Annotated in this window: 13 protein-coding genes; 6 read left to right on the forward strand and 7 right to left on the reverse strand. The window is 74.0% G+C overall.

Annotation, left to right across the window (positions count from 1 at the left end; translation table 11 throughout):
- Window positions 1-864, forward strand: an 864-nt coding sequence (locus tag G3I41_RS28620; RefSeq protein WP_164403274.1) for an ATP-binding protein, incomplete at its 5' end; no start/stop codon positions are given.
- Between the two features lie 29 nt (window positions 865-893).
- Window positions 894-1472 (forward strand): DUF1707 domain-containing protein, encoded by a 579-nt coding sequence (locus G3I41_RS28625; RefSeq protein ID WP_164403275.1) that lies wholly within the window; start codon window positions 894-896, stop codon window positions 1470-1472.
- Between the two features lie 6 nt (window positions 1473-1478).
- Here G3I41_RS28625 and G3I41_RS28630 read toward each other — a convergent pair whose 3' ends face one another.
- Window positions 1479-2261, reverse strand: coding sequence for a thioesterase family protein (locus G3I41_RS28630; RefSeq protein WP_164403276.1), 783 nt, complete (start codon window positions 2259-2261; stop codon window positions 1479-1481).
- Window positions 2262-2435: 174 nt separating this feature from the next.
- Between G3I41_RS28630 and G3I41_RS28635 the strand changes: the two genes are divergently transcribed.
- The gene (locus G3I41_RS28635) at window positions 2436-3626 is read left to right on the forward strand and encodes an NAD(P)/FAD-dependent oxidoreductase (RefSeq protein WP_164403277.1); all 1191 of its coding nucleotides are present in this window, start codon (window positions 2436-2438) and stop codon (window positions 3624-3626) included.
- A gap of 2 nt (window positions 3627-3628) precedes the next feature.
- On the opposite strand, the gene G3I41_RS28640 is transcribed toward G3I41_RS28635, so the two are convergent.
- Both G3I41_RS28640 and G3I41_RS28645 read right to left on the reverse strand, forming a co-directional pair.
- The gene (locus G3I41_RS28640) at window positions 3629-4588 is read right to left on the reverse strand and encodes a hypothetical protein (RefSeq protein ID WP_239081882.1); all 960 of its coding nucleotides are present in this window, start codon (window positions 4586-4588) and stop codon (window positions 3629-3631) included.
- Between the two features lie 30 nt (window positions 4589-4618).
- The gene (locus G3I41_RS28645) at window positions 4619-5938 is read right to left on the reverse strand and encodes an MFS transporter (RefSeq protein WP_164403278.1); all 1320 of its coding nucleotides are present in this window, start codon (window positions 5936-5938) and stop codon (window positions 4619-4621) included.
- A 165-nt stretch (window positions 5939-6103) separates the two neighbouring features.
- Here G3I41_RS28645 and G3I41_RS28650 point away from each other — a divergent pair, with 165 nt between their 5' ends.
- Window positions 6104-6436 (forward strand): hypothetical protein, encoded by a 333-nt coding sequence (locus G3I41_RS28650; protein WP_164403279.1) that lies wholly within the window; start codon window positions 6104-6106, stop codon window positions 6434-6436.
- Window positions 6437-6454: 18 nt separating this feature from the next.
- Here G3I41_RS28650 and G3I41_RS28655 read toward each other — a convergent pair whose 3' ends face one another.
- Window positions 6455-7732: an MFS transporter gene (locus G3I41_RS28655; RefSeq protein WP_164403280.1), complete on the reverse strand. Its 1278-nt coding sequence runs from the start codon at window positions 7730-7732 to the stop codon at window positions 6455-6457.
- Between the two features lie 103 nt (window positions 7733-7835).
- Between G3I41_RS28655 and G3I41_RS28660 the strand changes: the two genes are divergently transcribed.
- Window positions 7836-8840, forward strand: coding sequence for a helix-turn-helix domain-containing protein (locus tag G3I41_RS28660; protein WP_164403281.1), 1005 nt, complete (start codon window positions 7836-7838; stop codon window positions 8838-8840).
- On the opposite strand, the gene G3I41_RS28665 is transcribed toward G3I41_RS28660, so the two are convergent.
- The 3 genes from G3I41_RS28665 to G3I41_RS28675 form a co-directional block, all read right to left on the reverse strand.
- The gene (locus G3I41_RS28665) at window positions 8837-9316 is read right to left on the reverse strand and encodes an ATP-binding protein (protein WP_164403282.1); all 480 of its coding nucleotides are present in this window, start codon (window positions 9314-9316) and stop codon (window positions 8837-8839) included. The genes G3I41_RS28660 and G3I41_RS28665 overlap by 4 nt on opposite strands.
- 384 nt (window positions 9317-9700) lie before the next feature.
- Window positions 9701-10222, reverse strand: coding sequence for an EF-hand domain-containing protein (locus G3I41_RS28670; RefSeq protein ID WP_164403283.1), 522 nt, complete (start codon window positions 10220-10222; stop codon window positions 9701-9703).
- A 93-nt stretch (window positions 10223-10315) separates the two neighbouring features.
- Window positions 10316-10690: an STAS domain-containing protein gene (locus G3I41_RS28675; protein ID WP_164403284.1), complete on the reverse strand. Its 375-nt coding sequence runs from the start codon at window positions 10688-10690 to the stop codon at window positions 10316-10318.
- A gap of 247 nt (window positions 10691-10937) precedes the next feature.
- On the opposite strand from G3I41_RS28675, the gene G3I41_RS28680 reads away from it, so the two are divergent.
- The gene (locus tag G3I41_RS28680) at window positions 10938-11507 is read left to right on the forward strand and encodes a sigma factor (RefSeq protein WP_164403285.1); all 570 of its coding nucleotides are present in this window, start codon (window positions 10938-10940) and stop codon (window positions 11505-11507) included.
- The last annotated feature ends 12 nt before the right edge of the window (window positions 11508-11519 follow it).

Consider the following 11519-nt stretch of genomic DNA (forward strand, 5'->3'; position numbering starts at 1 on the left):
GTCCGGGCGCAGAACGGTGCCGGGCTCGCCCGGCTGGCCCGGCGCATCGAGCCGGCCGTCGGCTGGGACGACCTCGTGCTCCCCCCGGCGACCCGCCGCCAGCTCTCCGACCTGGCCCTGCGCGCCCGCCACCGCGACCAGGTGCTCGGGCAGTGGCGGATGCGGCCGGGCGGCGGCCGGGGGCGGGGCATCGTCGCGCTGTTCGCCGGGGAGTCCGGAACGGGCAAGACCATGTCGGCCGAGGTCGTGGCGGCGGACCTGGGCATGGAGCTGTACGTGGTCGACCTGTCGTCCGTGGTCGACAAGTACGTCGGGGAGACCGAGAAGAACCTGGAACGGATCTTCGTGGAGGCCTCCGAGGTCAACGCGGTGCTGCTGTTCGACGAGGCGGACGCCGTCTTCGGGAAGCGCTCGCAGGTCAAGGACGCCCAGGACCGGCACGCGAACGTGGAGTCGGCGTACCTCCTCCAGCGCGTCGAGTCCTTCGACGGCATCGCCGTGCTCACGACGAATCTGCGGGCCAACCTGGACGAGGCGTTCACCCGCCGCCTGGACGTGGTCGCCGAGTTCCCGGTACCGGACGCGCAGCAACGCCTCGCGCTGTGGGAACGCTGCCTGGGTACGGAGATCCCGCGCGCCCCGGACCTCGACCTGCGGACGTGCGCGGACAGGTTCGAGCTGACCGGCGGCTCGATCCGGGCGTGCGCGGTGACCGCCGCGTATCAGGCGGCGGAGTCGGGCCGCCCGCTGGACACGGAGCAGTTGGTCGGCGCGGTGCTGGCGGAGTACCGGAAGCTCGGACGGCTGGTCCTGGAGAGCGAGTTCGGCCCCTGGCTGGAGCGTACGAGGCGGCAGCGGGGCTAGGACGCACCCGTCTCCGTATCATCAGGTTCATGACTGCCGAGCCCGCCCGTTCCACCGCCCGCATGCGCGCGTCCGACGCCGACCGCGAGGCGGTGGTCGAGCAGCTGCGGGAGGCGGCGGCGGAGGGGCGGATCGACATGGACGAGCTGGACGAACGGCTCAACCTGGCCCTCACGGCCAAGACCTACGGCGAACTCACGCCGATCACCGAGGACTTGGGCGGCCCGTCCGTGCGGGAGGCGGGCGAGCCGCTGACGGTGCGGGGCGGCATGCACAAGGTGCGGCGGACCGGCGGCTGGAAGGTCCCCGCGCGCATCGTCGTCTCGGGCGGCCTCGGCGGCGCCCTCCTCGACTTCAGCGGCGCCGAGTGCCGGGTGTCCGTGGTCGAGCTGGAAGTGGACGCGCAGATGGGCGGGGTCCGCATCGTGGTGCCCGACGGCTGGGGCGTGGACACCGACGCGCTGGACCTGGCCTTCGGGGGCCTGAAGTCGAAGGCCAGGGGCGAGCGGGCCCCGGGCGCGCCCCTGCTGAGGATCACCGGCTCCTGCGGCGCGGGCGGCGTCCGCATCCGCCGCCCGGGCCTGCGGGAGCGCCGCGCGAAGCGCTGAGGCCGGTCAGAGCGGGCGGACGGTGAGGATCTGTTCCGCCCGGCCCACCGGTCCGTTGACGTCGTGCAGGACCGTGCTGGTGAGCCCCTGCCCGGTGGGGCCGAAGACGACCGTGGTGTCGAGGCCGGTCCAGCGGCCCTCGGGCTGGCGGTGCAGATGGATCGTCAGGTCCACGTTGGGGAACATCCACTCGGTGGGCCGCTCCCGCACGGCGATGCCGTTGGCGGTGTCGACGAGCGCCACGTACGAGGCCAGCGGCCCGGTCTCCTCCCCCGCGACCAGGTCGAGCGGGGTGGAGATCCAGGCGGTGGTGCGGCCGGGCAGCGGCGGGGCGAGCGGGCGCACGTCGAGCGAGGCGACGTAGCCGCCGGGCCAGAGGTCGGCCATCGGCCAGGGGGCGAGCGCCTCGGGCGGGGTGAGCCGGGCGCCCTCGCCGTCGGCGACCCCGGTCGTGTCCACGGGGGCGAGCGACCAGGCCCTGGCCCGTACGACCGGACGGTCCGCGATGAGCGCGACGGCCTCCACCAGCTCGATGGTGCGGCCGGGGCGGACGGTCTCCACCCGGATCTCGCACTCGTCCAGGGCGAGCCGGCCGAGGATGTCGAAGCTGATCCGGGACAACAGCAGCCGCTCGCCGGGCCGTTCCGCCAGATGGCGCTCGACGGCGTGGACGAGGAGCCCGCCGAACGGGCTGAAGTGCACCTCGTCCGTGCTCCACGCGCCGCTCGCGTGGGCGGTCGGCTTGTAGCGGTGGGCGTCGATGCGCTCGTAGTAGCTGCCGGTGTTCAACGGATCGCTTCCCTCACGGCCGTACGGATCGGGCACCGACAGCCTGCCACCGGGGGTGTTCCGGCCGGCGCGCGGGTACCGCGCTCCGCACAGGCGTACGGGCGTGATCAATTCGCAATCGATTCCGGTCTTGACCGAGACCCATCAAGGAGTCACGCGATTACGCTCCGAAGCATGCCCGACAGCGCACCTACCGCCGGTAGCACTTCCCCGGCCCCCACCGACCTCACCGAGGACCGCCCCGTCTACGTCATCGGCGGCGGCCCCGGCGGACTGGCCGCGGCGGCCGCCCTGCGCGCGCGGGGCGTCCGGGCGGTCGTGCTGGAGAAGTCCGGGGCCGTCGGCGCCTCCTGGCGCGGCCACTACGACCGGCTGCACCTGCACACCACCCGGCGCTGGTCCGCACTGCCCGGGCTGCCGATGCCCAGGAGGTTCGGCCGCTGGGTCGCCCGCGACAACGTCGTGCGGTACCTGGAGAAGTACGCCGAGCACCACGAGCTGGAAGTGATCACCGGCGTCGAGGTCTCCCGGATCGACCGGGCGGCGGACGGCACCGGCTGGCGGCTGAGCGCGAGCGGGGGCCGCGAGCTGACCGGGCGCGCCGTCGTCGTCGCCACCGGCTTCAACCACACCCCGCGCCTGCCGGACTGGCCCGGCCGCGAGACGTTCACCGGGGACCTCCTGCACGCCTCGGACTACCGCTCCCCGGCCCCGTACGCGGGCAGGAACGTCCTGGTCGTCGGCGTCGGCAACACGGGCGCGGAGATCGCCGTGGACCTCGTGGAGGGCGGCGCCGCACACGTCCGGCTCGCGGTGCGCACCGTCCCGCACATCGTGCGCCGCTCCACGGCGGGCTGGCCCGCGCAGGCGACCGGCATCCTGGTCCGCCGGCTGCCCGTCGCCCTGGTGGACCGGGCCGGCCGCCTGATGGCGCGCGCCGCCGTGCCGGACCTGTCGGAGCACGGGCTGCCCCGCCCCGGCACGGGCCTGTACTCCCGCGTCAAGGAGGGCGCGATCCCGGTCCAGGACGTCGGCCTGATCGACGCGGTGAAGCGCGGCCGGGTCGAACCCGTGGCGGCCGTCGAGTCGTTCGACCAGGACGCGGTGGTCCTCGCGGACGGCACCCGGGCCACCCCGGACGCCGTGATCGCCGCGACCGGCTACCGCCGCGCCCTCGAACCCCTGGTCGGCCACCTCGGCGTGCTGGACGCCCGGGGCCGCCCGGTGGTCCACGGCCCCCGCACCCCCGAGCAGGCCCCCGGCCTCTACTTCACCGGCTTCACCAACCCCATCAGCGGCATGCTCCGCGAACTGGCCCGGGACGCGGAGCGGATCGCGAAGCGGGTGGCCCGCAAGGGGCGTTGAGGTCAGCGGGTGAGGGTGTACCAGTGGGGGTCGTCGAGGTCGCCGTACTGGGCGTTCAGCTTCAGGCCCTCGGGCGTGCCGCCGATCCGCCAGCCGTCGGGCTCCCCGAGCTCGCAGTCCTCCAGCTCCAGGCGCGCCCGCTGGTCCCAGGTGGACGCGGAGTCGTCCCCCTCGTAGGTCCAGGTACCCGTGCCGGTGCAGCGGTACTCGGTGCGGGCCCCGTCGGCGTGGCCCTCGTAGGCGGCCTCGTGGTCCTTCAGGTTCACGGCACGGGCGGTACCGTCGGCGGACAGCCGCAGCGTGCCGCCGTGCCCGTCGCTCCAGGTCCCGGCGAGCTGCGCGGCGGTCACCTTCGGGGGGCTGTACTCGGTGGCCAGCCCGGCCCCGAACACCCCGACGCCCACGAGGAACACGGCCACCGCCGCCAGCCCGCCGTACCCGAGGGTCCGCAGGAGCCGGCGGCCGTGCAGCGCCGAGTCCCGGGCGATCAGGGCGGCACCGGTGAGCAGCACGGCACTGGTCAGCCAGGTGAGGGCCAGGGGGCCGGCCCCGGCGGTCCAGATCCCGACGACGGCGGTGACCGCGACCGCCGCCACCGCCGCTACGGCCGGCACCCACCACCAGACGTCCCGCCCGGTCACGCGCCCGCTCAGCCGGCGGGCCGCCCACACCAGTGGCAGGACGACCGCGAGGCTTGCCCACAGCGCGGCCGGGCCGCCCACGCAGCCCATGAACGGCACGACGAGCAGGGCCCCGCCGGGCCCCTCGGGCGGGGCGGGCGACTCGACGGTGGTGCCCACCATGCCGTAGACCTCCAGGGCGAGGAACGCCCCCACGAGCAGCGCTCCCGCCCCCGCCACGATCGACCGCCCCGACCACACGGGCGGCGGCCCGTCCGGCGCCTCGGCCGGCCGCCGGTCCGCCCACGGCCTGCTCGTGTCCCACGCGGTTCCGCTCGACATGGAAACCCCCTCCCACGCCGCATTCTCGCCCTACGCCACCAGCGCCGCCCCCTCGGGTCCCCGTACCCGCCGGATCACCAGGGCCATCAGCGCCGCCACCGCGCACAGCGCCCCCGCCGCGATCCACACGACGTCGTACGAACCGAAGTGGTCGCGCGCCACCCCGCCGAGGAAGGCGACCAGCGCGGCGCCCACCTGGTGGGAGGCGAGGACCCAGCCGAAGACGATCGGGCTGTCCTCCCCGTACTGCTCCCGGCACAGGGCCAGGGTCGGCGGGACCGTGGCGACCCAGTCGAGGCCGTAGAACACGATGAAGAAGACCATCGGCGGCTCCACGGTGGCCTGCATCAGGAGCGGCAGGAACAGCAGCGAGACGCCGCGCAGCGCGTAGTACACCGCCAGCAGCCGGCGCGCGTCGAAGCGGTCGGTGAGCCAGCCGGAGAAGACCGTGCCGATGATGTCGAAGATCCCGATGACCGCGAGGAGCGACGCGGCGGCGGTGATCGGCATGTGGTGGTCGTGCGCCGAGGGCACGAAGTGCGTACGGATCAGGCCGTTGGTGGAGGCGCCGCAGATCGCGAAGGACCCGGCCAGCAGCCAGAACGGGCCCGAGCGCGCCGCGTCGAACAGGATCCGGAGGGCCCGGCCCGCCGCCCCGCGCACGGGCGCCGGCTTCTCGGTGTACGCCCCGCCGTACGGGGCGAGCCCCACGTCCGCCGGGTGGTCCCGCATCAGGAGCCACACGAACGGGACGACGACCAGGGCCGCCAGCGCCACGGTCACCGATGCCGGGCGCCAGCCGTGCCGGTCCACGATCCACGCGCAGAGCGGCAGGAAGACCAGCTGGCCGGAGGCGCCGGCGGCGGTGAGGACACCGGTCACCAGGCCGCGCCGGGTGGTGAACCAGCGGTGGGTGACCGTCGCGGAGAACGCGAGCGCCATCGAGCCCGTGCCGAGCCCGACGAGGACGCCCCAGTAGAGCATCAGCTGCCAGGCGGCCGTCATCCACACGCTCGCCAGCGCCCCGGCCGCGATCGCGCTCAGCGCCACGGCCACCACCCGGCGGATGCCGAACCGGTCCATCAGCGCGGCGGCGAACGGCGCGGTCACCCCGTACAGCGCCATGTCGATGGAGACGGCGAACCCGATCTCCCCGCGCGACCAGCCGAAGTCGTCCTGGAGCGGGTCGAAGAGCAGCCCGGGCAGGGCGTTGACGGCGGCGCCGCCGATGATCGTCACGAAGGTGACGGCGGCGACGATCCAGGCGCGGTGGACGCGCCAACGGCTGCGCCCGGTCCGCGGGTTCGGCTGCGGGGCGACGGGGGCGGCGCTCTCGGTTGTCGGATTCACCCGCTCAGCATCCGGTCGCGGCCCGGGCCCTCACGAGTGGCCCGAGGGACATGGTTCGCAAGGATCGGGCCACCGCTCCCGCGTCATCCGCATACGCGTACGATCTGCGACGCCCGGCGGCCGCATCCGCGCGCGCCGCTCCGTCCACGTCCCCGGGGGAACTTCATGCAGTGGGCCGAACGACAGCACTTCGACCGCGGGTCTTCGCTGATGCAGGGGTGGGGTGTCCTGCTGCTGCTCATCACCTGCGCCCTGTGGGTCCGGGTCGGCTTCCTGATCTGGGACACGGAGGACAGGATGTACTGCTTCCGCGCCTCGTCCATCTGCAAGCTGGAGACCACCATGCCCGAGCAGCTGACCCTGCTCGGCATCTCGGCGCCGCTCGCGGTGGCCGGTACGGGGCTCCTCGTCGCCGGCAGTGTGCGCCGGCAGACCAGCGCACACGTCCTCCGCGTCATCGAGATGCAGCAGTCCGAGGAGCGGGCGCGCACCAAGTAGCGCGCGCTCGCGGCCGGGTCAGCCGATCCGTTCCAGGCAGCGGATCGGGCGGGCCGCGAGCAGCACGCCCACCGCCAGGATGTTGACCACCGCTCCGGCGAACAGCACCTCCGGGGCGCCCAGTTCGTCCGCGAGCGGCCCCGCCAGCGCGCGGCCCGCCGCCACCATCAGGAGCGAGCCGGCGACGTCGTAGGCGTGCAGGCGGTTCAGGGACTCGGGCGGTACGTGGGTCTGGACCGTGGTCGACCACATGACCAGCCAGAACGCAGATGCCGCGCCCGCCACGAACTGCCCCGCGCCCAGGGCCGGTACGGAGAGGCCGAGACCCAGCGCCACGAGGTTCACGCACACGCCGGTCAGCGCGACGGCGCCCGCCGCGAGCGGGCGGCGGGGGCGCAGGCGCAGGGCGAGCAGGCCGCCGACGACGCTGCCCGCGCCGTTCACCGCCATCATCGCGCCGTACGTCCCCGAGCCGTGCGCCTCGGTGACGCGGACGGCGGTGAGCGGGAGCATCGGGCCGAGCACGGCGAAGCCGTACACGGTCCAGACGGCGATCACCCCCCAGAGCCAGCTGCGCGCCGTGAACTCGCGCCAGCCGTCCACCAGTTCGGCGAGGAACGAGCCGCGCGGCGCCTCGTCCGAGGGGGCCGGGGCCAGCCGGAGCAGGAAGAGGCACGCCCCGGAGACCAGGAAGGTGGAGGCGTTGGCCGCGTAGACCGCGCCGGCGCTCGCCAGGCCGACGAGGGCGCCCGCGAAGGCGGGGCCCGCCATGGTCATCAGCGCCTCGGAGACACGCAGCACGGCGTTGGCCCGCTGCACGTCCGGGGCGACGCGCGGCACGGTGGAGGCGACGCCCGGCTGGAACAGGGCCGCGCCGACGCCGGCCACCGAGCTGAGCGCGTACACCGCCCACAGCGGCGGGTTGCCGGTCGCGAAGGACACCGCGAGCACGGAGGCGCCGACCAGGCGCAGCGCGTCGGCGATGATCATCATGCGGCGCGGTGTGAACCGGTCCGCGAGGACGCCGCCGAAGAGGACGAAGACGGCGAGCGGGCCCATCCAGCAGGCCAGCGCGTAACCGACCGAGGAGGCCGGGCGGCCGGCGCCGAGGAGCCCCGCGGTGAGGGCGACGGGGATCATGCCGTCACCGAAGACGGCGGCGGTGCGGGCGACGAAGAACAGCCTGAAGTGCCGGTTCCAGAGCTGCCTGCCGGGCTCCTCGAACACGGGCGGCAGGGGCGGGAGAGGGGACGGGCCGCCGGGGGCGGCCTGGGGGTCCGCGGCGGGAATGCGCACGGAGTCTGCTGACTTTTCCTTCACACCGGAGACATGTATCAGCTTATGGTCTATACCAGCTAGGGGCTTTTCACCGGCCCCGGCCGGCCGAAGGGAGTCCGCTGTGCCGCACCGGGTCGTCGTCCTCGCCCTCGACGGGCTGCTCCCCTTCGAACTGGGCATCCCCCAGAGGATCTTCGGGCTCGCGCGCCCCGTGGAGCAACAGGGCCGGGGGCGGAAGCTGTACGACGTCGTCACCTGCTCGGTCCGGCCGCCGGGGCCGGTCCACACCGACGCGGACTTCTCGATCATGGTCGGGCACGGGCCCGAGGCGCTCGCCACGGCGGACACGGTCGTCGTCCCGGCCAGTTACGAGCTGGGGCCCGTCCACACCGAGGGCCGGCTGACCGACGAACTGGCCGCCGCTTTCGCGTACATCCGGCCGGGCACCCGGATGGTGTCCATCTGCACCGGCAGCTACGTCCTGGCCGCAGCCGGGTATCTGGACGGGCGTCCCGCCACCACGCACTGGGCCTCCGCCGACCACTTCCAGCGGCTCTTCCCCGGCGTCCGGGTCGACCCGGACGTCCTGTTCATCGACGACGGGGACGTGCTGACCTCCGCCGGGGTCGCCGCCGGGATCGACCTCTGCCTGCACATGGTGCGGCGCGACCACGGGACCGCGGTCGCCAACGACGTCGCCCGGCGCACGGTCGTACCGCCGCACCGGGACGGGGGCCAGGCGCAGTACATCCAGCGGCCCGTGCCGGACACCCAGTTCGCCACGACGACGACCGCGCGGGCCTGGGCGCTGGCCCGGCTGGAGCGGCCGATCCTGCTGCGGGACATGGCCCAGCAGGAGTCGATGAGCGTACGGACGTTCACCCGGCGGTTCCGCGAGGAGGTCGGCGTCAGCCCCGTGCAGTGGCTCACCCGGCAGCGCGTGGAGCTGGCGCGCCGGCTCCTGGAGTCCACGGACCTGTCCGTCGACCAGGTCGCCCGGGACGCCGGTTTCGGCACCTCCACGTCACTGCGGCAGCACCTCCAGGCGGCGCTGGGCGTCTCGCCGACGGTGTACCGCCGCACGTTCCGCTCGACGGCGGGGAACCGGGCCCAGGGGGTGTCCTAGGAGACCGCGGGCTCGGCGCCCGGGACGGCCCCGTGGGACCCGGGCTGGAGCTGGACCTGGATCAGCGGGACGCCGCGGTCCACCTCGCACCAGATCCGCTTGCCCGTGCCCTCCGGCTGCCAGCCCCAGCGGTCGGCGAGGCCGTCGACCAGCTCCAGGCCCCGGCCGCCGGTGTCCTCACCCCGCGCGTGCCGTTGCTGCGGGGGGCGGCAGCTGGCGTCGGCCACCTCGACGCGCACGGTCCCGGCACCGCCCGGGGAGCCCGCCGGGCCGAAGAGCATGCGCAGCACGGCCGGACAGCCGGTGTGCACGACCGCGTTGGTGACCAGCTCCGAGATGAGCAGGATGAGAGTCTCGGCCAGCGGCTCGTCGTCTCCCACGCCGGAACCGGCGAGCCGTGAGCGCGCCCATCTGCGGGCCCGTCCGACCTCCGCGGGGTCGGGCCCGACCTCCAACTGAACCTGAAGCACCTGCACCGCTCACACCATCCGAACCGGCGGACACATCGCCTCGCGCCTCCACAGGGTCACGGAACGTGATTCCCTTGCACGACAGCATGGTTGACGTACAGTCACCGCAACAAGCGCTTCGGGCATATTCCAGCGCGAAGGAGTACCCGTGGTGCATACTGTGCGACGCACATTGCGGGGAGTCGAACAGCACCTCATGCGGACCCGACGCGCCGCCCAGGCCGCGTCCGGACCGCCGGGTTCCAGAACCACTCGCATCCCACGGAGCGTACCCGAGGCGGGCACCGACTCCACGCCGTGACGAATCACGCACAGGACACGACCCGGCCCGCGTGACGCACGGTCGCACTGCGTCACGCCCAGGGGCTCGGCGCCCCTGGGCCTCTGCTCCTAGTCCGGTTCGATCACCGTGACGTAGACCGCCAGCGCGGCCACCGCGTCCTCCTCGACGACGCCGCCGTCCCGGTCCGTGTCCAGGCTCTGCGCGGCGAACGCCGCCGCCTCCGGGCTCGCGCCGAGAACCCTCAGGGCCCGCTCCACGGCCGGCACCGGCGCCCGGCCGTCACCGGACGGCCCCGCCGCCACCGCGAGCGCCGCGCGCAGGAACGGGCGGGCGATCTCCGCGAACCGCTCCGGGTTGTCGCGCAGCCGCTTCACCGCGCCGCCCACGAACTCCTCACGGGTGACGCGCTGGTCCCCGTCCACGTCGGCGATGCCCGCCATGCCCTGCCAGAACGCCTCGGCCCCGTTGTAGAGCGCCTGGCCCTTGTCGCAGCGGGCCGTCGTACCGAACTCGGTGAGCAGACGGGCCGCGGCGGCGTTGAAATCCGCGCGATCGATGTATCCGTTGCCGTCCTGGTCGAAGGCGGCGAAGCGGAAGGCGATCTTGCGCTCATACTCTGCGCTGTCCATGCGGGGAGCGTACGACGCCCGCAGGCGTCACGTGTCACTTACCCGGCTCAGCCCTGTGACAGCTCCGCACGAGCCGGTGCGGCGGCGCCGGGTTCAGGCCGTCAGCGGCTCGGCCTCCTCGTCCACGGCCGCGTCCCAGTCCGGGTAGACCTCGAACAAGCGGCGCACGCCGAGGGCGGCGAGCACGCGGTTGACGTGGGAGCCCTCCTCCGCGCCCCGGGCGGGCAGGATCAGGCGCAGGCGGCCGCCGCAGGACCGCATCAGGCGGCGCAGGGCGATGAGCACCCCGACGCCGCTGGAATCGCAGAACTGGACGCCGGACAGGTCCAGCACCACGTCGTGGCGGCCCACGGCCACCACCTCGTGGACGGACTGGCGGACGGTGGCCGAAGTGAGCAGGTCCAGTTCGCCGCCTATGTGCAGCACGGTCCATCCGCCCCGCTCGGTCTCCGAGACTTTCAGGGTCACGCGACGGGCCTCTCGTTCCGGGGATGCCGGGGCAGCCCGGCGATCCGGAAGTTTGCGTTCCTCCCTTGGCGGCTGCCCCCGTACGTCCCTCGCGAAACACCCGTCTCGCAATGACGGCGTGTTCCGGGGCACCCCCGGGGACGTACTTGTCGCAAAGGGGCGTGCTCTCCCGGGACGGCCGACTACATTCGGACAGGACGAGTGGGACAGGGACGCACAGGTCCGACGGCGGAGGACTGGGGGGCAGATGGCCGAAAACGCACCACCCCGCTGGGACCGCAGGATGCAGCAGCGGCTGTCGCGCGGCGAGGCAGCCGCCCTCGGCGAGATGTACGACCGGTTCGCCGCCCTCGTCCACAGTCAGGCCAACCGGGTGCTGGACGACGAGGACGCCGCCGACGTGGTCACGCGCGAGGTCTTCGGCTACGTCTGGGAGAACCCGGACATGTACGACCCGAAGCAGGGCTCCATGCGGGCCTGGCTGGCCTTCCTCACGCACCGCGAGTCCGTGCGGCGGCTGCGCGACGCTGCGGACGACGACGGCCCCGGCGGCCCGGACGCCCTGGACGAGCGGGTGCGCCGGGCCACCGCCGCGGCCCGGGCGGATTACATCGTCTCCTCCATGCCCGCACCGCTGCGGGCCGCCCTGGAGCTGGCGTACGTACAGCGCCGCGACTACCGGCAGACCGCGGCGGACCTCGGCGTCACCGAGGACGAGGCGCGGCGCCGGCTCCGCCTCGGGCTCCAGCTGCTGTCCACCGCGCGGACCCGGCCGGTGGAGGGCGCCCCGCCGCCCGGATACGGGAGGGCGCTGTGAGCGGCGGCGCGG

This window comes from Streptomyces sp. SID9727, assembly GCF_010550605.1.
In the GTDB taxonomy this organism is placed as follows: domain Bacteria; phylum Actinomycetota; class Actinomycetes; order Streptomycetales; family Streptomycetaceae; genus Streptomyces.

Excerpts from the sequence above, each read along its gene's own strand:
- G3I41_RS28625 (WP_164403275.1), top strand. The coding sequence starts at position 894 with ATGACTGCCGAGCCCGCCCGTTCCACCGCCCGCATGCGCGCGTCCGAC.
- G3I41_RS28635 (WP_164403277.1), top strand. The coding sequence starts at position 2,436 with ATGCCCGACAGCGCACCTACCGCCGGTAGCACTTCCCCGGCCCCCACC.
- G3I41_RS28640 (WP_239081882.1), bottom strand. The coding sequence starts at position 4,588 with ATGTCGAGCGGAACCGCGTGGGACACGAGCAGGCCGTGGGCGGACCGG.
- G3I41_RS28650 (WP_164403279.1), top strand. The coding sequence starts at position 6,104 with ATGCAGTGGGCCGAACGACAGCACTTCGACCGCGGGTCTTCGCTGATG.
- G3I41_RS28670 (WP_164403283.1), bottom strand. The coding sequence starts at position 10,222 with ATGGACAGCGCAGAGTATGAGCGCAAGATCGCCTTCCGCTTCGCCGCC.
- G3I41_RS28680 (WP_164403285.1), top strand. The coding sequence starts at position 10,938 with ATGGCCGAAAACGCACCACCCCGCTGGGACCGCAGGATGCAGCAGCGG.